General features: G+C 71.9%; 15 protein-coding genes. 6 read left to right on the top strand and 9 right to left on the bottom strand.

All coding sequences use genetic code 11. From position 1 onward, the window contains the following. The first annotated feature begins 93 nt into the window (after positions 1-93). A complete protein-coding gene (locus BGO15_RS00220; RefSeq protein WP_056209831.1) occupies positions 94-1,641 on the top strand; it encodes a molybdopterin-dependent oxidoreductase in 1,548 nt (515 codons plus the stop codon). Between the two features lie 242 nt (positions 1,642-1,883). Here the strand turns inward: BGO15_RS00220 and BGO15_RS00225 are convergent, their stop codons facing one another. From BGO15_RS00225 to ddaH, 3 genes are all read right to left on the bottom strand, one after another. Next, positions 1,884-4,739 carry an aminotransferase gene (locus tag BGO15_RS00225; protein WP_056209828.1) on the bottom strand — a complete coding sequence of 952 codons (2,856 nt, stop codon included), beginning with the start codon at positions 4,737-4,739 and terminating at the stop codon, positions 1,884-1,886. A 185-nt stretch (positions 4,740-4,924) separates the two neighbouring features. Next, the gene (gene rocD / locus BGO15_RS00230; protein WP_045246035.1) at positions 4,925-6,145 is read right to left on the bottom strand and encodes an ornithine--oxo-acid transaminase; all 1,221 of its coding nucleotides are present in this window, start codon (positions 6,143-6,145) and stop codon (positions 4,925-4,927) included. Further along, positions 6,142-6,999, bottom strand: coding sequence for a dimethylargininase (gene ddaH, locus BGO15_RS00235; protein WP_056209824.1), 858 nt, complete (start codon positions 6,997-6,999; stop codon positions 6,142-6,144). Before ddaH ends, rocD begins: the two co-directional genes overlap by 4 nt. Before the next feature lie 354 nt (positions 7,000-7,353). Between ddaH and BGO15_RS00240 the strand changes: the two genes are divergently transcribed. Beyond that, on the top strand, positions 7,354-9,459 hold the full coding sequence (locus BGO15_RS00240) for an MDR family MFS transporter (RefSeq protein WP_082483231.1): 2,106 nt from the start codon (positions 7,354-7,356) through the stop codon (positions 9,457-9,459). 289 nt (positions 9,460-9,748) lie between these two features. Here the strand turns inward: BGO15_RS00240 and BGO15_RS00245 are convergent, their stop codons facing one another. Beyond that, positions 9,749-13,393: a proline dehydrogenase family protein gene (locus tag BGO15_RS00245; RefSeq protein WP_056519832.1), complete on the bottom strand. Its 3,645-nt coding sequence runs from the start codon at positions 13,391-13,393 to the stop codon at positions 9,749-9,751. Positions 13,394-13,522: 129 nt separating this feature from the next. Here BGO15_RS00245 and BGO15_RS00250 point away from each other — a divergent pair, with 129 nt between their 5' ends. Further along, a complete protein-coding gene (locus BGO15_RS00250; protein ID WP_056519747.1) occupies positions 13,523-14,446 on the top strand; it encodes a LysR family transcriptional regulator in 924 nt (307 codons plus the stop codon). Here BGO15_RS00250 and BGO15_RS00255 read toward each other — a convergent pair whose 3' ends face one another. Further along, positions 14,447-15,013, bottom strand: coding sequence for an acyl-CoA thioesterase (locus BGO15_RS00255; protein ID WP_045246038.1), 567 nt, complete (start codon positions 15,011-15,013; stop codon positions 14,447-14,449). It abuts the gene before it with no gap. A 118-nt stretch (positions 15,014-15,131) separates the two neighbouring features. Between BGO15_RS00255 and BGO15_RS00260 the strand changes: the two genes are divergently transcribed. Continuing rightward, positions 15,132-15,638, top strand: a complete 507-nt coding sequence (locus BGO15_RS00260) for a GNAT family N-acetyltransferase (RefSeq protein WP_056209822.1) — start codon at positions 15,132-15,134, stop codon at positions 15,636-15,638. Positions 15,639-15,644: 6 nt separating this feature from the next. Next, complete coding sequence (cofE, locus tag BGO15_RS00265) at positions 15,645-16,406, top strand: coenzyme F420-0:L-glutamate ligase (protein ID WP_056209819.1); 762 nt, start codon at positions 15,645-15,647, stop codon at positions 16,404-16,406. A 6-nt stretch (positions 16,407-16,412) separates the two neighbouring features. Here the strand turns inward: cofE and BGO15_RS00270 are convergent, their stop codons facing one another. The 4 genes from BGO15_RS00270 to BGO15_RS00285 form a co-directional block, all read right to left on the bottom strand. After that, complete coding sequence (locus tag BGO15_RS00270) at positions 16,413-18,206, bottom strand: cytochrome b/b6 domain-containing protein (RefSeq protein WP_056209816.1); 1,794 nt, start codon at positions 18,204-18,206, stop codon at positions 16,413-16,415. Between the two features lie 2 nt (positions 18,207-18,208). Continuing rightward, a complete protein-coding gene (locus BGO15_RS00275; RefSeq protein ID WP_056519750.1) occupies positions 18,209-19,180 on the bottom strand; it encodes an electron transfer flavoprotein subunit alpha/FixB family protein in 972 nt (323 codons plus the stop codon). Between the two features lie 11 nt (positions 19,181-19,191). Continuing rightward, positions 19,192-19,968 carry an electron transfer flavoprotein subunit beta/FixA family protein gene (locus BGO15_RS00280; protein WP_056519752.1) on the bottom strand — a complete coding sequence of 259 codons (777 nt, stop codon included), beginning with the start codon at positions 19,966-19,968 and terminating at the stop codon, positions 19,192-19,194. 61 nt (positions 19,969-20,029) lie between these two features. Beyond that, on the bottom strand, positions 20,030-20,806 hold the full coding sequence (locus tag BGO15_RS00285) for an enoyl-CoA hydratase-related protein (RefSeq protein ID WP_056209868.1): 777 nt from the start codon (positions 20,804-20,806) through the stop codon (positions 20,030-20,032). A gap of 257 nt (positions 20,807-21,063) precedes the next feature. Between BGO15_RS00285 and BGO15_RS00290 the strand changes: the two genes are divergently transcribed. After that, complete coding sequence (locus BGO15_RS00290; protein WP_162237864.1) at positions 21,064-23,664, top strand: fibronectin type III domain-containing protein; 2,601 nt, start codon at positions 21,064-21,066, stop codon at positions 23,662-23,664. Position 23,665: the final 1 nt, after the last annotated feature.

A 23,665-nucleotide genomic window follows, 5' to 3' on the forward strand; every position in this document is an offset into this window, starting at 1 on the left:
GACACGGGCGGATGCCGCGGCGCAACCTGCGCGTTCCGCCAGCATCCGCGCGATCCGGGCCGTGCACCGTGGCGGCGGTCGTAGGCTCGGCGCGTGAGCGAATCCCCCCACGCGGCACGACGCGGCGAGGCCGCACGGGCGGCGCTCGCGGGGGTCGTCGCGGGAGTGGCGGCATCCGGTGTCGGCGAGCTCGTCGCGGGACTCGCGGCGCCCGGTGCGAGCCCGTTCGCCGCCGTCGGGTCGTTCCTCATCGACATCGCGCCGCCGTGGGCGAAGGACGCCACGATCTCGTTGTTCGGCACCGGCGACAAGGCGGCACTGCTCACGCTCGTCGGCATCGTCGCCGCGATCGTCGCGGCCGCCGCCGGGGTGCTCGAGCTGCGCTGGCGCGGGGTCGGGCAGGCGCTGTTCGGTCTCGCCGGACTCGCCGGCATCGCGGCCGCCATGACGAGAGCGGATGCCGCGACCCTCTCCTTCCTGCCGTCGGCCGTCGCCGGGGCCGTGGGCGTGATCGCCCTGCGGCTGCTGGTCGCGCGGATCCCCCGCGGCATCCCCCCGCTCGAGGGCCCGCTGCCGACGCGTCGCGACTTCCTCGTCTGGAGCGGCGCGACCGCCGTCGTCGGCCTCGCCGCCCTGCTCGGAAGCGTGGCCGTTCAGGCCGGCAGCCGCGCGGTCACCGCCGTGCGGCGGGCGATCACGCTCCCCACACCTGTCTCGACCGTGGCCGTCCCCGCGGGCGCCGAGCTCGGACTGTCGGGCCTGTCCCCCGTCATCACGCCGAACGCCGACTTCTACCGCATCGACACGGCGCTCGTCGTGCCGCAGGTCGATCCGTCGACGTGGCAGCTGCGCATCCACGGACTCGTCGACCAGGAGGTCGTCATCACCTGGGACGAGCTGCTCGCGCTCCCGCTCGCCGAGAGCGTCGCGACCCTCACCTGCGTCTCGAACGAGGTAGGCGGCGACCTCATCGGCAACGCCGTGTGGCTCGGATATCCGATCCGCGAGCTGCTCGCCCGCGCGAAGCCCCAGTCGAGCGCCGACATGGTGCTGTCGATGTCGGTCGACGGCTTCACCGCCTCGACCCCGCTCGAGACGCTCACCGACCCGAACCGCGAGGCGATCCTCGCCGTCGCGATGAACGGCGAACCGTTGCCGATCGAGCACGGGTTCCCGGTGCGGATGGTGGTGCCCGGCCTCTATGGCTACGTGTCGGCGACCAAGTGGGTCACCGACCTCGAGGTCACACGGTTCGCCGACGCCACCGCCTACTGGACCGACCGGGGATGGTCGGACCACGGCCCGGTGAAGCTCGAGTCCCGCATCGACGTGCCCCGCGCGGGCGCGCAGGTGACGGCGGGCGAGACCGTCATCGCGGGGGTGGCCTGGCAGCAGCACGTCGGCGTGAAGGGGGTCGAGGTGCAGGTCGACGACGGACCGTGGACCCCCGCGACCCTCGCCTCGGCGATCAGCGCCGACACGTGGGTGCAGTGGAGCGTGCCGTGGGCCGCGGCATCCGGCTCTCACACGGTGCGCTGCCGCGCGACGAGCGCGACCGGTGAAGTGCAGACCGTCACCGAGGCGCCCCCCGCGCCCGACGGCGCGACCGGCTGGCACACGATCCAGGTGCAGGTGGCGTAGCGCGCCCGTCTCGCCCTTCCCCCCCTTCCCCCTCCCCCTTTCCTCTCCCCCCTCTCCCCCTCCCCCTTCGCCGAATCCACGCCCCGCCGCCGAATCCACGCCCCGCCGACGTCGGGAACGGGGTGACTCGGCGGCGAAGTGTTGATTCGGCGGAAGTGAGGGCGGGAGTGAGGGCGGGGGCGGGGCGGCGGCGAGAGGGCGGGCGCGCGCTACGCGGCGGCGGCGAGCGAGGGCGACGCGCGCTACGCGGCGGCGAGGGCGCGGTCGAGCGCGGCGACCACCCACGCGACCGACTCGGCCGTGATGCACAGCGGCGGCTTGATCTTCAGCACGTTCTTGTGGTCGCCGGTGGGCTGCACGATGCATCCGTCGTCGAGCAGCAGGTCGCACACGCGCCGCGCGAGCTCGGGGGCGGGAGTCAGGTCGGCGTCGACGACGAGTTCGACCCCGAGGTAGAGGCCCATGCCGTGCACCGCACCGATCGACGGATGCCGCGTCCCCAGGGCCCGCAGCGCGTCACCGAACAGCGCGCCGACCCGCTGCGCGTTGCCCTGCAGGTCGTCGTCGCGGAGCGCATCGAGCACGGCGACGCCGACCCGCGCACTCACCGGACTGCCGCCGGCGGAGGAGAAGAAGCTGCCCTCCTGCTCGAACGCCTCGGCGATCGCGGCGGTCGTGATGACAGCCCCGAGCGGCTGGCCGTTGCCCATGGCCTTCGCCACCGCGATCACGTCGGGCACGGCGCCCTGCTGCTCGAAACCCCAGAAGTGCGCGCCGAGCCGCCCGTAGCCCACCTGCACCTCGTCGGAGATGCACACCCCGCCGAGCGCCCGCACCCGTTCGTAGAGGCCCGCGAGGTAGCCGTCGGGCAGCAGCACGCCGCCACCGTTGCCGAAGATCGGCTCGATGACGACCCCGGCGAGCTGTGCGCGTCCGTCGGCGCCGAGCGCGTCGAGGCGGGCGTCGACGTCGGCGAGATAGGCGGCCGCCGATCCTCGCCCGCGATGCGTGCCGCGCACCGGGTTGGGGGCGTCGAGCAGTTCGACCCAGTCGGGTCGCGTCTCGAGGGCGCGCGGGTTGTCGCCGATCGAGGTCGAGACGGCGTCGGAGCCGATCGTCCACCCGTGGTACGCCTCTCGCGCCGCAAGGATGCGTCCGCGCCCGGTGGCGGTGAACGCGAGCCGCAGCGCGAGATCGACCGCTTCGCTGCCGCTGTTGACGAGGAACACCCGGTCGAGCCCGGCGGGCGCGAGGGCGGCGAGACGCTCGGACAGCTCGGCGATCGCCGCGTAGTGGAAGCGCGAGTTCGTGTTCAGCAGCGTCCACTGCCGCGCGGCGGCATCGACGATGCCGGGGTGGGCGTGGCCCGCGATCGTGACGTTGTTGACGACGTCGACGTAGGTCTGCGCCTCGGTGTCGATGAGGTGCTCGCGCCAGCCGCGTTCGATCTGCGGCGGGCGCGAGTAGTAGTGCTCCTGCGCTGCGGCGACGTGAGCGTCGCGGCGGGCGAGAGTGTCGGCGGGCGCGATGACCGGCGCGGATGCCGCCACCCCGAGCACGCGCGACGGGTCGGGGCTGATGCGGCGCCAGAGGTCCGCGAGCCGCGGGGTGACGCACGCGGGCGGACGGCGATCGTCGGCGGGCCCGAGCTGCACGTGCACGACGTCCCCCCGGGATGCGTCGCCGAGCCGGGCACCCGGCGCGACCTCGCCGAGGACGAACGGTGCGACCCCGTCCACCCAGAGGGTGGCGTCGTCGCCGTGCAGCGCCAGCCCGGTGCGGGTCGCGACGACACGTCCCGCGAACGGGGCGGCGAGCGTGCAGCCCTCGGGAGCCACGAGGTCGACACCCAGCGCCCGGGTCGCCGCCCTACCGCGGGGGGCGAGCAGCCGCGTGCGCGTCAGCCGGAACTCGCCCCAGCGCGTGTGCGCGAGCCCACCGGCGGCGCGCAGCACGCGCTCCTCGATTCCCGGTTCGAGCCAGTCCCCCGCTGCCAGCGCGTCGCTCGTGACGGAGAGATCGACGGATGCCGCGGCGATCCCCGCGGGCAGCAGGGTGGCCCTGGCATCCGCTCGGGGATCGTCGAGCCCGCGCGCGACCGCGCGGACGAGGTACGCCATCTCGCCCGCGTCGCGCGCCGCCGCCGCGGCGAACGCGCGCCACTCTGCGCCGCGGCGCTCGTCGGCGTAGTCGTTGTCGCCGTCGAGGGCGACCTGGTGCTCGCCGCTGACCACGAGCACGGCGCAGCGCAGCACGACGAGCGGCCAGAGCGCGTCGAGTTCGGCGTCTGTGAGGGCGACATGGGCGGCGAACCCGCGCACGGTCGCGAGGAACAGCGCGTCGGGATCGTCGCGCATGTAGGCGCAGGCGGATGCCGCGACGAGCTCGGCCACGCGCCACGTGACCATGAGGTCGCCGAAGTCGATGACCCCGACCCGGCCGTCGGAGTCCCGCACGAGGTTGTCGTCGGTGACGTCGGCGTGGATGGGCTGCGGGGGCAGCAGGTCGGCGAGCGCCGCGACGCGGGCGGCGGCGCTGTCGGTCGCCGCGCGCACCAGCGCCCGGCGGCCGGGGTCGGTGACCGCGTCGATCAGGTCGTCGACGACCCGGGCACCCTCGCGGATGTCCCACTGCGACGCGTGCGCCGCCGGCTCGACGTCGAGCGCCGCAAGCGCCGCGGCGACGCGCCCGGCGGTGTCGCCGACGAGAGCGGCCTCGGCCTCGCCGTAGCCGGCCGTCTCGATGAGCGGTTCGCCGTCGACGTACTCGAGCACGCGCACGAGGTGAGGTCCTCCGGCGAAGCCGACGGGCACGATGTGCTCGCCGTCCCGCGCCGCCACCGCGGACGCCACCCGCAGCCCCGCCCGGCGCAGCAGCCGGAGCGCCTCGTGCTGGGCCTCGAGGTCGCGGCGGTCGGTCGCCGCATGCGCGATCTTCACGACGACACGGCCGGATGCGGCATCCACCCGATAGTTGCGATCCTGCTGGCTGCCGAGCTCGCGCACCTCGCCGTCGAGCCCCCACAGCTCGCGGGCGACGGCGGCCGCCTCGGCGGCGGAGACCTCGGGGCGGGCGCCCGCACTCGCATCGACGGTCATGGTGCGATCCTCTCGTCCGTCTTCCGTATACCGGATGCCGCGGCGCGTCGGCAAGGCGCGGGTGCAGCGCGGCGGTGGTCGGGCACGGTGCCGATGCCACGCTGCGGCCGGCGGAGCGCATGACCGCGGCGCCCGGGCGAGGGGCGCCCGGACCGCACGGCCGCCGCCCGCACAGCGGCGAGGGCTCAGCCCGCGAGCACGACCTTCAGCTGTTCGATGGCCCAGTCGAGCTCGGTCGCGCGCACGACGAGCGGTGGCGCGATGCGGATGGTCTGGCCGTGCGTGTCCTTCACGAGCACGCCGCGCGCGAGCAGGCGCTCGGCGATCTCGCGTCCGGTGCCGACGACGGGATCGATGTCGATGCCGGCCCAGAGCCCGGCGCTGCGGACCGCGACGACGCCGTGCCCGATGAGGTCGTCGAGCCGGGCGCGCAGGTGCTCGCCGAGTGCGAGCGCGCGCTGCTGGAACTCTCCCGACGCCAGCATCTCGACGACCCGCAGGCCCACCGCCGCCGCGAGCGGGTTGCCGCCGAAGGTCGAGCCGTGCTCACCGGGGCGGATGACCCCGAGCACGTCACGGTCGGCGACGACGGCGGAGACGGGCAGGATGCCCCCTCCCAGCGCCTTGCCGAGCAGGTACACGTCGGGCACCACGTCCTCGCGATCGCAGGCGAAGGTGGTGCCGACCCGGCCGAGGCCCGACTGGATCTCGTCAGCGATGAACAGCACGCCCCGGCGGGTGCAGATCTCCCGCACCGCCCGCAGGTAGCCCTCGGGCGGGAGGATGACCCCCGCCTCGCCCTGGATCGGCTCGATCAGCACGGCGGCGGTGTTCTCGCCGATCGCCGCATCGATCGCCGCCGCGTCGCCGTACGGCACGCCCACGAAGCCGGGGGTGAACGGCCCGAAGCCATCCCGGGCCGACTCGTCGGTGGAGAACCCGACGATCGTGGTCGTGCGGCCGTGGAAGTTGTCGTGCGCGACGATGATCTCGGCCGCGCCCGCCGGCACGCCCTTCACCCGGTACGCCCAGGCGCGGGCGACCTTGATGCCCGTCTCGACGGCCTCGGCGCCCGTGTTCATCGGCAGCACGAGATCCTTGCCGCACAGCTCGGCGAGGGCCGCGGCGAACGCGCCGAGCTGGTCGTTGTGGAACGCCCGGCTCGTGAGAGCGACCCGTGAGAGCTGCTCGGTGAGGGCGGCGGTGATCGCCGGGTGCAGGTGTCCGAAGTTGACGGCCGAGTAGGCGGAGAGCAGGTCGAGGTAGCGGCGGCCCTCGACATCCGTCACCCAGGAGCCCTCAGCACGGGCGACGACCACCGGCAGCGGGTGGTAGTTGTGGGCGAGGTGCTCGTCCTCGTGGGCGATGTAGCCCGCGGTCAGCGCGTCGGTCGTGAGGTCGCTCATGCGCTCCTCCGGATCTCGAGCGTGCAGCACTTGATGCCGCCGCCGCCGAGCAGCAGCTCGGACAGGTCGACGAGCACCGGGTTGTAGCCGCGCTCGCGCAGCTGCGCCTCGAAGCCGGTCGCCCGCGGAGAGATGAACACGTTGCGACCGTCGGAGGCGGAGTTCAGGCCGAAGACCGCGCCGTCGGCATCCGACACCTCGATCGCCTCGGGGAAGAGGCGCTGCAGGGTCGCACGGGATGCCGCGTCGAACGCGGTGGGCAGGTAGGCGATGTTCGCGCGCTCGACGCCGCCGGGACCCTGCACCGGGTCGAGCACCGAGATCGCCGTGTCGAGGTGGTAGAACCGCGGGTCGGTGAGGGTCAGCGAGACGACCTCGCGGTCGAACACCTCGGCGACCTCGCGGTGGCTGTCACCGGTGGAGCGGAAGCCGGTGCCGGCGAGGATGATGTCTCCCGCCAGCAGGAAGTCGCCCTCGCCCTCGTTCGTCTCGCGCGGCTCGACGACAGTGAGGCCGTTCTCGCGGAACCAGGTCATGAACGGCTGCTCCTCGCCGGCGCGCTCGGCGAAGCGGAACTTCGGGCCGTAGGCGACACCGTCGATCACGAAGCCGCCGTTGGCGGTGTAGACCATGTCGGGCAGTCCCTCGACCGGGTCGATGAGCTGCACCTCGTGACCGAGGTCGAGGTAGGTGTCGTAGAGCGCCTGCCACTGGTCGACGGCGAGCTGCGTGTCGGTGGGGTTGGCGGGCTCCATCCACGGGTTGATGCGGTAGCTCACCGTGAAATGGGTGGGCTTGCACATCAGGTAGGTGCGGTGCTGGGCGATGCGGGTGGAACCGGTCGGGTGCGTCATTGTGCTCCTTGTGAGGGGGCGGCGGACGCTGTCCAGAGGCCCGGCGGAGCAAGAAGCCGACGTTCCGGGCACGCCACCCGCATTGTCTCACGGAGCCGGGCGGTGGCGCAGTATCGGTGCGAGAAGAGCGGATGCCGCGGCATCCAGTCCTTGCGTCGTTCCCCGTGAGTTCGCTATGCCGGTCGTGGAGGTGCGGATGTTACGCGTATTATCGTTGACCTGACACAACGAATCGGGCGCCACTGACGCGCCCGCCCGATCTCTTCGGCCGTTGCACCCCACTTCCCTTCTCTCCCCTGAGGAAACATGACTGACGTCGCTGTGAAGAGCCTGGTCACCAAGAGCAACCCGGTGATGACCCACCGGCAGATCCTCTTCGTGATCTTCGGGCTCATGGCCGGAATGTTCCTGTCCGCTCTCGACCAGACGATCGTGGGAACCGCGATCCGCACGATCGGCGACGACCTGAACGGGCTCAGCCAGCAGGCGTGGGTGACCACCGCCTACCTGATCCTGTCGACGATCGCAACGCCCATCTACGGCAAGCTGTCCGACATCTTCGGCCGCCGGCCGCTGTTCATCTTCGCGATCGTGGTCTTCATCATCGGATCCGTCGCGGCGAGCTTCTCGTCGTCGATGATCGAGCTGGCTGCATTCCGCGCGATCCAGGGACTCGGCGCCGGTGGCCTCATGTCGATGCCGCTCGCGATCATGGGCGACATCCTCGCGCCCCGTGAGCGCGCGAAGTACCAGGGCTACTTCCTCGCCGTCTTCGGCATCTCGTCGGTCATCGGCCCGCTCGTGGGCGGACTGTTCGCCGGGGCATCCGAGATCCTGTTCATCGCCGGATGGCGCTGGGTGTTCCTCATCAACGTGCCGATCGGCATCATCGCCCTCGCGATCGTGATGCGCTTCCTGCACATCCCCCGCCAGCCGCGGCATTCGGTGCGCATCGACTGGTTCGGTGCGGCCACCGTCATCATCGCGCTCGTGCCGCTGCTGCTCGTGGCCGAGCAGGGTCGCGACTGGGGTTGGAGCTCGCCCATCTCGATCGCTTGCTACGTGGTCGGCGGCCTCGGCATCATCGCCTTCATCATCGTGGAGAGCATCATGAAGGATGACGCGCTCATCCCGCTGAAGCTCTTCCGCTCGTCGACCTTCTCGATGGCGACCGTGATCGGCGTCTTCGTCGGCTTCGGCATGTTCGGCGCGATGCTGACCCTGCCGCTCTATCTGCAGCTCGTGCTCGGCTCCTCGCCGACCGAGAGCGGTTTCCAGCTGCTGCCGATGATCCTCGGCCTCATGATCTCCTCGATCGCGAGCGGCCAGATCATCTCCCGCACCGGTCGCTACCGCATCTTCCCGACGATCGGCACGTTCTTCATGGCGGCGGGCTTCTTCACGCTGACGCTCATGAAGTACGACACGTCGTACTGGCAGATCGCGGGATCCATGCTGCTGATCGGCCTCGGCCTCGGCCAGCTGATGCAGACGCTCACGATCGCGTCGCAGAACTCGGTCGGACTGCGCGACATGGGTGTGGCGACGTCGGCGTCGACGTTCTTCCGCCAGATCGGTGGAACCCTCGGCACCGCCGTGCTGCTGTCGCTGCTGTTCACGGTCATGCCGGCGAACCTGCAGACCAACTTCACCGACAAGGCGACGCTGACCGCCGCGCTCGACGCCGCGCTCGACCCGACGGTCGCGCAGGCTCCCGAGAACCAGGGCATCATGACGAAGGTCTACGACCCGATCGTCTCGAAGGTGACCGACGGCGCGCTGACCCAGGCGCAGGACGGCGTGAACCAGGCCAAGGCCGCAGCGGCGTCCGTCGTCGCGCAGCAGGTCGCCGCCGGCGCCATCCCCGCCTCCGCGCAGGCGCAGGCGACCGCCGCCGCCCAGGCGCAGGCGATCACCTCCGCCGCCGCACAGATCCAGCAGGAGCTGCCGGTCGCGAAGGTGGCCTCCGACGGCACCGTGACGCTCGACTTCTCGGACGCCACCGCCCGCCAGTCGTTCGTCGACACGATCGTGCCGACGATCATCGACAACGCCAGCTCGTCGTCGGGATCGTCGTTCGACAACTCGACGATGGACGACACCGCGTTCCTCAACGGCGCCGACCCGCGTCTGTCGAAGCCGCTGCTGACCGCGTTCAACCAGTCGACCGTGCTCGTCTACTGGGTCGCCATGTTCGTGGTGCTCATCGCGTTCGTGCTGACGCTGTTCTTCCGCACGCCGCCGCTGCGCCAGAAGTCGGCGCTGCAGGAGGCCCACGACGAGCAGCGGCATGCCGAGAAGGATGCCGCCTCCCTCGAGGCCGAAGCGGCCCTCGCCGCCGCCGAGGCGGGCGCGCTCGTCGGCCCGACGGCCCGCGACGAGGAGCCGGCCGGCGACGCCGAGGAGGACGTGGAGCCCGGCATGACGCGCCGCGAGTACCGCGAGACGCACCAGGACTGACCCTGACGCCGGTGGGGGCGGATGCCGCGGCATCCGCCCCCACCGGCGTTTCGGGCAGCGCGCGTCGGGCCGCAGGCGACGACGGCAGCGAGCCATCGCCGCCCGCCACCGCCTGCCATCGCACGCAGATGAGAGCCGCCGCCTCCGATAGCCGTACGCCTCGCGCAAGGTCGGAACTCCTGCCCGGCACGCCGCCCGGCAGCGCCCCCACCGGCGTGTCCCCGAAAAGTTCCGACCTTGCGCGCGCGGTCGCACAACCCGAGCGCCGCTCGGCCGACCGGCACCGCGGTCAGATCACCGTCTGCGACCAGTCGTCGGGGTTGCCGAAGCGGTGCGCGGTGATCGCGATGGCCTGCTCGTGCAGGAACGGCAGCAGCTCGAGCCGCCCCGCGGTCGTCACGTCTGCGGCGTAGATCGCGAGATCGGGGTCGCCGCCGACGGCCCGCGCGAGTGCGGTGTGCAGCACCGCGGTCTCAGCACGGGGACCGATCAGGCGCACCCTCGGTGGCCGGGATGCCGCGGCCTCCGGCCCGCCCACGATGCGCGCCGTCCACTCGTCGTCGCTCTCGACGAACACGGTGATGCCCGCCTCCACGAGTCCCCGTCGCACGGCGGGCGGGAGGCCGGCCGCGACCGACAGCACGGTCGCACCCGCGGCCCGGATCGCGGCGATCGAGACGCGGAGCACCTGCTGCAGTTCGGCGCCCGCGGTGGCGCGAAGGCCGACCTCGACCGGCCGGTAGCGCAGCAGGTTTCGCTCGATGCCGAGGTGCGAGACATCCCGAACCTGGCCGAACTCCCGATCCCACTCGATCGCGTCCGACAGAGCGGCACGGCGCAGCCAGTCGAAGCGCGGGTAGTCGAGCGACGGCTGGGACGCCTCGATGAGCGCGGTGATGCGCGAGTCGAGCCCGCGCAGGTGCAGGGTGCCCGACGCGGTGCCGGTCGATGCCCGCCAGCCGCCGAGGCCGACGAGGTGGTTCGGGCCGCCGGCTTTGGCGCCCGCGCCGACCGACGAGCGCTTCCAGCCGCCGAACGGCTGACGCTGCACGATCGCACCCGTCGTGCCGCGGTTCACGTAGAGGTTGCCGGCCTGCACGTGGTCGAGCCAGATGCCGAGCTCCTCGGGACTCTGCGTGTACAGGCCCGCGGTCAGCCCGTAGTCGACGGCGTTCTGCAGGGCGATCGCCTCGCCGAGGGTCGCGGCGTGCATGATGCCGAGCACGGGGCCGAAGAACTCCTCGCGATGGAACCGCGACCCCGGCGCCACACCGGTGCGGATGCCCGGCGACCACAGCCGCCCGGCCAGCTCGGGCACGGCGTCGAGCTCCAGCGGCTCGAGCAGCCAGCGCTGTCCCGGCTCGAGCTCGGTGAGCGCCCACTTCAGCTTGCCCTGCGGCATCTCGACGACGGGGCCGATCTCGGTGCGGGGGTCGGCGGGGGTGCCGACGCGCAGCGAGCGGGCGGCATCGACGATCTGCCGGGCGAAGCGCTCCGACCGGCCCACCGACCCGACGAGGATCGCGAGCGACGCCGCCGAGCACTTCTGACCGGCGTGCCCGAAGGCGCTCTTGACCAGATCGGATGCCGCCAGGTCGAGGTCCGCCGTCGCGGTGACGATCATCGCGTTCTTGCCGCTCGTCTCCGCGAGAAGGGGAAGGTCGGGACGCCACGAGCGGAACAGCGCCGCGGTCTCCCACGAGCCGGTGAGGATGACGCGGTCCACCGCGGGGTGGGTGATGAGGGCCTCGCCCAGCTCACCCTCGTCGATGTCGACGAGGGTGACGAGGCCGTCGGGGAGGCCGATGGTCGCCAGCGCCTCGACGATGACGGCAGCACAGCGCCGCGCCTGAGGGGCGGGCTTGAAGATGACGCCGGACCCGGCGGCGAGCGCGGCGAGCACGCCGCCCGCCGGGATCGCGAGCGGGAAGTTCCACGGCGGGGCGACGACGGTGAGACCGACCGGCTCGAACACCGCACCGGGCACGGCGTCGAGCTCACGGGCGGTGGCGGCGTAGTAGTTCGCGAAGTCGACCGCCTCGCTGACCTCCACGTCGGCCTCGGCGAACACCTTCCCGGTCTCGTCCGCGGCGACTTCGATGAGCTCGGCGCGACGGGCCTCGAGGGCGCGCGCGGCCTGCTGCAGTACGACCGCGCGGTCGGCGGCGGGCACCGAACCCCAGGCGATGCCCGCCTTCCGGGCGCGGGCGATCGCATCCTCGAGGCGTGCGCGGTCGTCGATCCGCGCGGCGCGCAGGGTCACGTCGCCGACGTGCGAGACGCCGATGCGCGCGAAGATCTGCCGCGCCCAGTCGCGGTTCTGCGGCAGCGCGGGGTCGGTGTCGGCCGCGTTACGGAACCCGGGGGCGCCGACCGCATGCTCGCCGCTCTCCTTGAGCGAGAACACCGCGGTCTCGACCAGGTCGGCTCCGCCGAAGCCGCGCACGTCCTCGGCGCCGTCGTGGGCGATGCCCAGCACCGCCTGGGTGAGACCGGCGGAGCCGAGCGGCGGAGCGGGTTCGCGAAGGATCGACGGGTCACCGGATGCGGGCGCGTCGCCGCGCTGCTGGGTGCGCGCGGCACCGGTGCGCAGCGAGGCATCCGACGACCTCTCGAGCGCGGCGAGGAACCTGTCGCGCTCGCGCACCCAGAGGCTCTCGTCGTCGGCGAGCTCGAACGCGGCGGAGAGGAAGTTCTCGCTCGACGCGTTCTCTTCGAGGCGGCGCACGAGGTAGCTGATGGCGACGTCGAACTCGTCGGGGCGCACGACCGGCACGTACAGCAGCACATGACCGACCTCGCGGGTGACCGCCTGCACCTGGCCCTGCGCCATGCCGAGCAGCATCTCGATCTCGATCGCGTCGCGCACGCCGCGTTCGCCGGCGAGCAGCCATGCGTAGGCGACGTCGAAGAGGTTGTGCCCGGCGACACCGAGGCGCACCGCGTCGGCGTGTGCGGGGGTGAGCGCCCAGTCGAGGCAGCGCAGGTAGTTCGCGTCGGTGTCGAGCTTCGTCTCGTAGGGCGCCTGCGGCCAACCGTGCAGCACGGCGTCGACCTTCTCCATGGCCAGGTTCGCGCCCTTCACGAGCCGCACCTTGATGCGCGCGCCACCCGCGGCGACCCGCTCTCCCGCCCACGCGGTCAGCTGCTGCAGCGCGGGCAGCGCGTCGGGCAGGTAGGCCTGCAGCACGATGCCCGCCTCGAGTCCGGCAAGACGTGGATCCTCGAGGATGCGGGTGAACACCGCGATCGTGAGGTCGAGGTCGCGGTACTCCTCCATGTCGAGGTTGATGAACGTGCCGTCGGTGGCGGCGCTGACGTAGAGGGGCAGGAGGCGTTCGACGACGAGGTCGACGGTCTCGTCGAATGCCCACATCGAGATGTGGCTGGCGATCGCGGAGACCTTCACCGACACATAGTCGACGTCGGGGCGGCGGATCAGCTCGTGGATGCCCTCGAGTCGCCGCAGCGCCTCGTGCTCGCCGAGCACGGCCTCACCGAGCAGGTTGAGGTTGAGGCGGGCGCCGTCGGCGCGGAGGGCCGCGAGGGCGGGGCCGAGCTTCTCGGCGCGCGCGTCGACGATGAGGTGGCCGACCATGTCGCGCAGCACGCGCCGCGCGATCGGCACGACGGCAGCGGGCGCCACGGGGGCGAGGGCGCCGCCCGTGCGCACCGCGCTGCGGAGGTACCAGGGCAGGAAGTCGGGCACCAGGGGGGCGATTCGCGACAGATGGGATGCCGCGGCCGCCAGGCTCTCGGGACGCATGACGCCGTCGACGAAGCCGATCGTGAAGGGCAGTCCGTTCGGGTCCCGCAGCACTCCGGCGAGGCGTTCCGCCGCCGGATCGACGTCGGCCGCCGCCGCTTCCCGCACCCACCGGTGCGCGAGCTCGACCGCCTGCCCGCTCAGTTCCGTCCCGACCGCATCCGTCATCTGCCGCACCACGCTTCCGTCCCTTCCACCCTGCCACTCGTGACCCGTGATCCCAGGGTGGCGGCACGCATCCTTCGAGAAAAGCGACTGTTTATGATCAATACACATCGGTCCTATCGAATGGATGCCATGTTCGAACTCCGGCGCCTGCGCATGCTGCACGAGTTCGCGTTGCGCGGCACCCTCGCCGCCGTGGCAGATGCGCTGTCGTACAGCCCGTCGACGATCTCGCAGCAGCTCGACCAGCTTGAGAAGGATGCCGCGGTGCCCCTGTTCGTCGCCGACGGCCGGCGCCTCCGCCTCACCGAGCACGGCGAGCTGCTCGCGGCGTACGCCGAACGAGCCCTCGACGAAGACGAACGCGTGCGCGGCGAACTGGAGGCGCTGCGTCCGGGCGCGGCGCCCGTGCGGGTGGCACTCATGCAGACGGCGGCCCTCGCCCTGCTGCCCGACGCCCTCGCGCTCCTCGCTGCGCGCGAGCCCGACCTGCGCCTCGAGGCGGCCGCCGTGCCGCCCGAGGAGGGCTTGTTCGAGCTGTCCGCCCGACGCTTCGACCTCGTCGTGGCCGAGCAGTACCCCGGTCACACCCGCGCCCACCGCGACGGGCTGACCCGTCGCATCCTCGGTCGCGACCCGATCCGTCTCGCCGTCCCGCGCGGCGACCGGGCACGGGGACTGCGCGACCTCGCCGACCGGCCGTGGGTGCTGGAGCCGGAGGGCACCGCCGCGCGGCAGTGGGCGGTGCAGCAGTGTCGGGCGGCGGGCTTCGAACCGGACGTGCGCTACGCCCTGCCCGACCTCACCGCCCATGTGGGACTCGTCGCCGCGGGCCGTGCGGTCGCCATGCTGCCCGACCTCGTCTGGGCCGGGGCGCGGCCTCCCGTACGCACGATCACCCTTCCCGACGCACCGACGCGCGAGGTGTTCGTCGCCACCCGCGCGGCCTCGGGGACGCGTCGGCGCGTGGGCGCCGTCGTCGATGCGCTCGCCGACGCCCTCACCGCGCGCACCTCCGCGGTCGCGGGCGGCGGGCGGGGCGGGGCATCCGCCTGATCAGCCCCAGACGCTCGGTGCGGGGGCCTTCGTCGGCGGCAGCGCCACGTCGAGCGCCCACTCGCTGAGCCACGCCTCGGGGGCGGGCACGGTCGCCGGGTCGATGCCCATGGCCTCGAACACCTCGGAGGTGGGCAGCACCCCGCCGGCTCGTCGCACGAAGCGGGAGCGCACGAACAGTCGGGCGTAGATCTCGCCGCGCACCACCGCGCGGTGCTCGAGATAGATCGCCTTGTCGTCGGCGGAGATCACCTTCGACTCGATGTCGAAGCGCTGCCACAGGTGCAGCGACTTACGGTGGGTGATCGTCGAGCTCGCCACGACCGGGTACCAGCCGCGAGCGCGCATGAGATCCCACAGACCCGAGCGCATGATGAGGTCGAAGCGGCCGAGGTCGAACAACGACAGGTACCGTCCGTTGTTCATGTGCCCCACGAGGTCGAGGTCGGTGGGGAGGGTCGTGAGCCGCACACGGCCCACGAACGAGGCGTCGGCGATGACGCCGTCACGACGCAGACGACGCCGAGCGACGAACAGCACGAGCAGGGTGCGCCAGATCACGTTCACGACCGTGGATCGTACTGATCGTGGATGTCAGCACGCATTCCGTTGTCGGATGCCTACAGGTTCGTGCGGCATGCACAGCCGATTTCGCGGCCCCGCCGCGGCCGGTTAGAGTCTGGCCATGAACGCCGATCTGCAGATCGATCTGATCGTCCGCCCCGTGCGCGACGTCGATGCCGAAGCCCTGGGACGCGTGCACGCCACCTGCTGGCACGAGACGTACGACCACCTCATCAGCAAAGCCGCTCTCGAGAAGGTCTCCCCCCGCCGCCTTGCCGAACTGTGGACCCACTGGGCCGCGCAGGGGCCCGAGTTCCGCATGAGCGCGGCCCTCGTCGACGGCGAGATCGTGGGCTTCGTCGGCTCCGGCCCGGCACGCGACCGCGACGCCCCTCGTGAGCGCGAGCTCTATTTCATCTACCTGCTGAGCGCATGGCAGGGAACCGGCATCGGCCAGCAGCTGTTCGACGCCGCCGTCGACGAGGGCGAGCCGCTCTACCTCTGGGTGGCCTCCGACAACCCCCGCGCGCACCGCTTCTACGAGCGCAACGGGTTCCACCTCGACGGTGACACCCACACGGAGCCCTTCCTCGGTGAGACGCTCACCGAGGTGCGCTTCGTGCGCTGACCCGACGTGCTGCAGATCTGGGCGCTGCCCGGGCTTCCCGAGATCGGTGCGGGCGACGACCTCGTCGCGCTCATCGGGGCGGCGGCATCCGATCAGCTGCGCGATGGGGACATCCTCGTCGTGACGTCGAAGATCGTGTCGAAGGCCGAGGGACGGTTCGTCCTCGCCGACGACCGCGAGGACGCCATCACCGCGGAGACGGTGCGCCTCGTCGCCAGCCGCACCGCCCCCAGCGGCCACACGACGCGCATCGTCGAGAATCGGCTGGGCATCGTCTCAGCCGCGGCCGGCGTCGACGCGTCGAACACCCCCGAGGGCACGGTGCTGCTGCTGCCGGTTGATCCGGATGCCTCGGCCCGCCGCCTCGCCGCGGGGCTGCGGGCCGCGCTCGGGGTCGAGGTGGGGGTGCTCGTCTCCGACACGCTCGGGCGCGCCTGGCGCGAGGGGCAGACGGACCATGCGATCGGCGCCGGTGGCGTGCAGGTGTTCGAGGATCTCCGCGGCGGCGTCGACGCCGAGGGCCGCCCGCTCGTCGTGACGCAGCCGTGCGTGGCCGACGAGCTGTGCGGCGCCGCCGACCTCGTCAAGGGCAAGGCCACGCGGCTTCCCGTCGCGGTCGTGCGCGGGCGCGCGGATCTCGTCGGTGCGCTCGACCGTCCGGGAGCGCGGTCGATCGTCCGGCCGCCGGAGCGGGACTTCTTCCGGCTGGGAGCGGACGAGGCCTACGCCGACGGATATGCCGCGGGCGCGGCATCCGTCATTTCCTGAGCGCGCTCAGCGCGAGCTGACCGACCCGAACAGCTTCGCGATCGGCGCCAGCACGAGGGGCCGCGCCGCGACCCACGCACCGACGATCACGAGCATCGAGACCGCGAAGATCGAGAAGCCGACCCAGTTGACCTCGTCGCTGCCCGCGTACATGTGGTTCAGGTTGCGCAGCGCCCCGGTCGCGAACACCAGCGTCACGTGCACGACGATGAACAGCACGAAGTAGATCATCACGGGGAAGTGCACCTTGCGGGCCCACTCGACCGGGTAGATCTTGTTCAGTCGCGTCGCGTTCTTCGGCCAGATGCCGCTCATGCGCACGCCCGTGATCGCCGCGAGGGGCGCGGCGAGGAACACGGTCGCGAAGTAGGTCAGCTGCTGGATCGAGTTGTAGTTGACCCAGCCGTCCTCGGTCGGCCAGTCGAGCGAGATGTACTTGAGCACCGCGGTGACGGCGTTCGGGAACACCTCCCAGCTGGTCGGCACGATGCGCAGCCACTGACCGGTGACGAACAGGAGCACGACGAACACGAGTCCGTTGACGAGCCACAGGATGTCCAGCGACTGGTGCAGCCACAGCGCGATGCTGATCTTCCGCTTCGGGTTCCAGCGCGGGCTCCAGAACGCCGGCGGCTTCTTCTGGTGCCGTACCTGCAGCCCCGAGCGGATGATCAGCACCATCAGGAACACGTTGAAGAAGTGCTGCCAGCCGACCCACGCGGGGAAGCCGACCGGTGCGCCCACCGGCAGGTGGTATTCGCCGGGGTAGGTGGCGACCCAGTCGCGCAGTGCGTCGAGGCTCAGCAGCCAGCGCACCGCGAACACGACCATCGCGCCCGCGAACAGCAGACCCACGACCGTGACGATCGCCGCGCCGACCCACTGACCGGCGGTGAACGGACCGATGCGACGCGGCTCCGGCTTCGGCGCGGGACGCTCGAACGCGTAGCGCCCCGGGAACACCGTGGGGGTGAAGGGCAGCGGACCGGCGGCGACGCGCGCGGCGATCGAGTCGGGGGCGGTGGGGGCTTCCGGGGCGAGGGCTGCGGGGGCGAGGGCCGCGGTGTGCGCGATCTCCGGAGAATCGACCGCCGCGGGGCCTGCGGACGACGCCACAGCCTCAATCTCCGGAGTTGCGGTCGGGTCGGATGCCGCGGCGACCGGTGCACCCGGGGCGAAGCCCGCGGGCGGCCACGGGTCTCCGCCGGCGACGCGCGGGAGTCCGCGGCGCAGAGGCACGTCGCTCGCAGCGGCGGCGCGGGTGGTGGCGGTGCTCGGGGATGCGGCGGTGTAACCGGTCGGCGCGACGGCGGCCACCGGCGCGGGAACCGTCACGTCACCGACCGAAGGCGGTGCCGCGACAGGGACCTCGGCGGCATCGGTCGTCGCCGCGGCGATCGGGGCCGCGCCCGCAGGAGGCCACGGCTCCCCGCCCGGCGTGCGCGGCAGGCCGCGGCGCAGGGCGCGAGCCGGGCCGGCCGCGGCGGGCGCCGATGCGGCAGCCGACGCCGCGGGGGCAGCACCGGCGGCGGGGACGGCGGCAGCCGGGGCACCGTGCTCGATCTCCGGAGAAATCGGGTCGGAGGCGGTCGGCAGCCCAGCAGACGGCGAATTCTCCGGAGTTACGGCTCGCGCCTCCGCGGTCGGGGCCGCGACACCCGCGACCGCCGCGACCGAGGGGGCCGCGGCATCCGTCACCGCGACGGCCGCGTCGATCGGGGCCTCGCCCGCGGGCGGCCAGGGGTCGCCACCGGGCGTGCGCGGCAGCCCGCGGCGCACCGTGCGCGCGTAGGTCGCCACGCTCAGGCCTTCCGCGCCTCGAGGGCGCTGATCAGCTGGGGCACGACCGTGAACACGTCGCCGACGATACCGAAATCGGCGATGTCGAAGATCGGGGCGTCGCCGTCCTTATTGATCGCGACGATCGTCTTGGCGGTCTGCATACCGGCCTTGTGCTGGATCGCCCCGGAGATGCCGAGCGCGATGTACAGCTGCGGCGAGACCGACACCCCGGTCTGGCCGACCTGGTACGACTGGGGCACGTAGCCGGCGTCGACGGCCGCGCGGGAGGCGCCGACCGCGGCGCCCAGCACATCGGCGAGCTGGTCGACGAGCGCGAAGTTCTCGCCCGATCCGATGCCCCGGCCGCCCGAGACGACCTTGGCGGCGCCGCGCAGCTCGGGCCGGCTCGACGTGGCCTGCGCCGGCTCGACGGCGGTGACGGATGCCGCGGCCCTACCCGATGCGGCGACCTCGAGGGCGACGCTCTGGACGGTCTGCGCCTCGGCGCGCGCGTCGATCGCCCCCTGACGCACCGTGATGACCGGCGCGCCGAACGTGGCGGCCGAGTCGACGTTGTATGCGCCGCCGTAGACGGAGTGGTGGGCGACGACGCCCTCGGCGTCGCGCGAGACGCCGACCGCGTCGACGGCGAGCGCCGAGCGGGTGCGGGCGGCGAAGCGGGCGGCGGCGTCGCGGCCGTCGAGGGAGTGGGACACGAGCACGGCGTCGGGCTGCACGAGCGCCGCGGCGGCGGCGAGCGCGTCGGTCACCTGCACCCCGACGGTGTCGGGGGTGGTCGGCACGATGAGCACGGCGGTCGCCCCGAGAGCCGCGGCATCCGCTGCCAGTTCGGCGTTCTCGTGCACGACGAGCGCGACGGGGGTGCCCACCTGGGCGGCGGCGCCGAGGAGTCCGGCGGACGAGCTGGCGAGCTCCCCCGACGGGGTCACGTCGAGCAGCACGAGGATGGTGTCGGGCGCGAAGTCGGTCATCGTCGTCTTCCTCAGGCCAGTCGGTTCGAGATCAGGTATTCGGCGAGCTTGGTGCCGGCGTCGCCCTCGTCGACGATCCTGGTCCCGGCCGCGCGGGCCGGCTTCTCCGAGATCGCGATGACGATCGATCGGGATGCCGCGGCATCCGTCGCGTCGACGTCGAGGTCCGCGAGGCTCCAGGTCTCGTACGGCTTCTTCTTGGCCGCCATGATGCCCTTGAAGTTCGGGAAACGGGCGTCGGGCAGGCGCTCGGTGATGGAGATGACGGCGGGCAGGGTCGCCGAGACCGTGGTGGTCGCGCCGTCGATCGCCCGCTCGCCGGTGACGACGCCGTCGCCGATCTCGACCGTGCTGAGGCTGGTGGCCGCCGGCACGTCGAGCAGCTCGCCGAGCATCGAGGCGATGACACCGCCCGAGCCGTCGGTCGACTGGTTTCCGGCGATGACGAGGTCGAAGCCCGCCTTGCGCACGGCGGCGGCGAGCACCTCGGCGGTGAGACCGAGGTCTGCGCCGAGCAGGGCCTCATCGACGACCTGCACGGCCGACGCCGCCCCCATCGCGAGGGCCTTGCGCACCGACGCGGTGGCCGACTCGGGGGTGACCGAGAGCACGACGACCTCGGTGCCCGGGTTCTTGTCGGCGTAGCTCAGCGCGACCTCGAGGGCACGCTCACCGATCTCGTCGATGACCGCATCGCTCGCGGCGCGATCCGCGAGCCCGGTCTCGAGAGACAGCTTGCGGTCACCGTAGGTGTCGGGGACTTCTTTGACCAGCACGACGATCTTCACGGGGCACTCCTTACGCCATCGCAGAGTCTAACGGAATCACGGCGAACGATGACACTGAGTCTCACCGATGATGGAACTCGGGCGCACGCTTCTCACGGAAGGCGGTCATGCCCTCCTTCTGGTCCTCAAGCCCGAACAGCGAGACGAACACCCGGCGCTCGAACCGCAGTCCCTCGGTCAAGGTCGACTCGCGCGCGACGCGCAGCGCCTCCTTCGCCGCGTAGACGACCGGCAGCGACTTCGCCGCGATCTCGTCGGCGACCGTCTGAGCCACCTCGAGCAGCTCGGCGGCGGGAACGACCCGGGAGGCGAGGCCCGCACGTTCCGCCTCGACCGCGTCGATCGTGCGCGCCGTGAGCACGAGATCGGCCGCCTTGTACGCGCCGACCGCGCGCGGCAGCCGCTGCGTGCCGCCGAGCCCCGGAATCACGCCCAGGTTGATCTCAGGCTGCCCGAAGCGGGCGGTGTCGGCCGCGAGGATGATGTCGCACGTCATCGCGAGCTCGCACCCGCCGCCGAGGGCGAAGCCCGCGACCGCCGCGACGAGCGGCGTGCGCAGCTGCGAGAGGCGCTCGAGTCCCGCGAAGGGGTTCCCCTGCTCCATCTCCAGCGGCGTCTTGTCGGCCATCTCCTTGATGTCGGCGCCGGCGGCGAAGGCCCGCTCGGAGCCGGTGATGACGATGCATCCGATCTGGTCATCGGCGTCGAAATCGGATGCCGCCGCCCCCAGCTCGCTCGCGAGCTGGGCGTTCAGCGCGTTGAGCGCGTGCGGGCGGTTCAGGGTGATCCACCCGACGCGCCCTCGGCGCTCGACCAGGATCGTCTCGTACTCGGCCATGGGTCCTCCCGTCTGCGGGGCACCCTCATCGGTGCGCACATCTTCGATCCTGCCGCGCCGAACGTGGGATGGCGAGCGCCGATGAGCCATCGATGAGATGGTGCGGAATCGGGCCTGCGAAACCTGTGAACGAACTGATAGCGCAAGCCCCTATGATCAGCGGCGATCGCGTGGGGCGATTGTTGGGCATCAGCTTGTCCGTTCGCGACGGGGGTCGCGAGAGAACGCGGCGGGGGCCGCACAAAGGGGTGGAACTCATGACTCGCAAGAGTGTCATGGGCTCGGTCGTCGCGCTCGGCGCGCTGCTGGGCTCTCTGATCGCGGCGGCGCCCATCGTGGCCGCGCCCGCACTGGCGCAGAACGCGGCGCCCTATCGGGATTGCACGGCGTTGCCGCCCAATCTCGTCGACAACTGCGGTTTCGAACAGGCGCCCGTCGGCGACGAGATCGTGCCGGGATGGGGAGTCACCTTCGGCGACGGATCGGAGTCGGCGCTCACGCTCGGCCCGACGACCGAGCTCCCGCATTCGGGCAGCGGGGTGCTCGTCTTCCAACCGGCGGGCGGGAACGACCCCGACACGGTCACGCAGTCGCTGCCCCACCTGCAGCCGTCGAGCACCTACCAGTTCGGCGTCTGGTGGTACGGCGGTGTTGTGACTCCGGAGTCCATCCCGGACAGTTCCGGCACCTTCGACGCCTACGTCGACGGGGTCGTCGGAGGCACGCAGTACGCGGTCAAGAAGACGAGCGAGGACACCTACGCTTCCGGGTGGAGCTTCAGCATGGTCAACTTCACGACCGCCGCCAGCGGCACGCCGCGCATTGTGCTGTCCGCCTCGGGGGCATCGACCTACGTGCGCGTCGACGACGTCGCAGTCGCCCAGGTGCCGTCGGCGCCTGTGGCCCCGACGAACGTCAGCGCGACAGCCGGCGACGCGTCCGCGACTGTCTCCTTCCACGCGCCCGCGAACACGGGCGGGCTTCCGATCACGGCGTACACAGTGACGTCCTCGCCCGGAGGATTGACGAGTGTCGGATGCTCCAGCTCCCCCTGCACGGTGAGCGGGCTGACCAACGGCACACCGTACACGTTCACCGTCACTGCCTCGAACCTCGCAGGCACGAGTCCCGCCTCGAGCGCCTCGTCGTCGGTCACCCCGGCGGCTGAGCAGTCGATCACTTTCGCGCAGCCGGAGACCCAGACCTACGGCACCCCGTTCACGGCGGTGGCCACGTCGGACTCCGATCTGCCGGTGAGCTTCTCCAGCACCACGGACGCCGTCTGCACCGTCACCCCCTCGGGCGTCACGACGTTCCACGCGAACGGCACGTGCACGATCGACGCGGACCAGGCCGGTAACGACGCGTTCCTTCCGGCGACGACGGTCGAGCGCAGCTTCCAGGTCGACCCGGGCACGCCGGGCGCCCCGACCATCACCTCGGTGACCACGGCGTCGGGGTCCGTCACGGTGTCGTTCACTCCGCCGACCGAGACCGGCCGCAGCCCGATCGTCGGATACCTCGTCTCCGCGGGCCAGCGCTCCCAGGAATGCGATGCGTCCCCGTGCACCGTCAGCGGGCTCGTGAACGGATCTGCCTACGAGGTCTCGGTCGCCGCCCAGAACGAGCTGAACACCGGCCCCGCGGCGCAATACGAAGGAACCGTGACTCCGCTCGCCACGCAGACGATCGAGTTCGCGAACCCGGGGAGCCTTCCCTTCACGATGACGGCCAATCTCATGGCTCGAGCCACCTCGGACCTTCCGGTGACGTTCACGACACTCACCCCGGACGTGTGCACGGTGACCCGTGCGGGCGGACTGACTCCCGTGAGCGCGGGCGACTGCACCATCGCCGCGCACCAGGACGGCGATGACGCGACGGCGCCTGCTCCCGAGGTGGATCAGACGTTCTCGATCACGGCCGTCGCCTCCGACGCCGTGCGGTTGAGCGAGGGCTGGTCCGGCGACACGACCGTGAGCATCGCGTTCGCTCCTCCGGTGAACACCGGTGGCGCGCCGATCCTGTCGTACTCGGTGACCGCTCGCGGCGGCACGGCACCCGTCACGATCAGCTGCGCAGGGTCGCCGTGCACGATCACGGGCCTCGTCAACGGCACGGCCTACACCGTCGCCGTCGTTCCGGTGACGTCGGCGGGCAACGGAGCGTCCGTGTTCTACCGCGGGCGGCTCACGCCGCACGGCTCGCAGACGATCTCGGTCGTCGGCGCACCGGAGTCGGGGTACACCGGGACGACCGTGACCCTCGCGGCCACCGCCACCTCGGGTCTCCCGGTCACGGCAGAGCTGGGCGACGCCGGCGACCCCGGAGCGTGCTCCGTCAGCGGACTCACCATCAGCCTCCTCACTCCGGGCACCTGTGTGGTCGGGCTGATCCAAGCGGGTGACGCGGCCTACAGCCACGCGGTCCCCGTGGTGGTGTCGATCGTCGTCACCACCGCACCGGCGTCGGCGCTCACCGTCCCCTCGGGCCCGGTGACGACGGGCAGCGACCAGACCTTCACCGCGTCCGGGCTGCTGCCCGGAACCGATGCGACGTTCGTGCTGCACTCGAACCCCATCGTGCTCGGTACCGTCACGGTCTCGTCCACCGGTGTCGCGACGCTCACGACCGCGCTCCCCTCGGGCGTGACGGGGTCGCACACGGTGATCGTGACGGGAACCTCGGCCGACGGCACCGCGGTGACGCTGTCCCAGGGCATCACCATCGCCGACCCGGCCGCGACGCTCCCGCGCACCGGCGCTCCGGACCTCTCGGGGCTGCTCGTCCTCGCCGGGGCAGCGCTGCTCGGCGGCGCCGTGCTGCTGTTGATGACGCGCCGGCGACGAGCGCACTGAT

The organism is Microbacterium sp. 71-23, from assembly GCF_001897265.1.
Classification (GTDB): Bacteria; Actinomycetota; Actinomycetes; order Actinomycetales; family Microbacteriaceae; genus Microbacterium; species Microbacterium ginsengisoli.

Bases quoted from the DNA above. Each gene is read 5' to 3' on its own strand.
- BGO15_RS00225 (WP_056209828.1), bottom strand. From the start codon at position 4,739: ATGACCGTCGATGCGAGTGCGGGCGCCCGCCCCGAGGTCTCCGCCGCC.
- rocD (WP_045246035.1), bottom strand. From the start codon at position 6,145: ATGAGCGACCTCACGACCGACGCGCTGACCGCGGGCTACATCGCCCAC.
- ddaH (WP_056209824.1), bottom strand. From the start codon at position 6,999: ATGACGCACCCGACCGGTTCCACCCGCATCGCCCAGCACCGCACCTAC.
- BGO15_RS00240 (WP_082483231.1), top strand. From the start codon at position 7,354: ATGACCCACCGGCAGATCCTCTTCGTGATCTTCGGGCTCATGGCCGGA.
- BGO15_RS00245 (WP_056519832.1), bottom strand. From the start codon at position 13,393: ATGACGGATGCGGTCGGGACGGAACTGAGCGGGCAGGCGGTCGAGCTC.
- BGO15_RS00250 (WP_056519747.1), top strand. From the start codon at position 13,523: ATGTTCGAACTCCGGCGCCTGCGCATGCTGCACGAGTTCGCGTTGCGC.
- BGO15_RS00260 (WP_056209822.1), top strand. From the start codon at position 15,132: ATGAACGCCGATCTGCAGATCGATCTGATCGTCCGCCCCGTGCGCGAC.
- BGO15_RS00275 (WP_056519750.1), bottom strand. From the start codon at position 19,180: ATGACCGACTTCGCGCCCGACACCATCCTCGTGCTGCTCGACGTGACC.
- BGO15_RS00285 (WP_056209868.1), bottom strand. From the start codon at position 20,806: ATGGCCGAGTACGAGACGATCCTGGTCGAGCGCCGAGGGCGCGTCGGG.
- BGO15_RS00290 (WP_162237864.1), top strand. From the start codon at position 21,064: ATGACTCGCAAGAGTGTCATGGGCTCGGTCGTCGCGCTCGGCGCGCTG.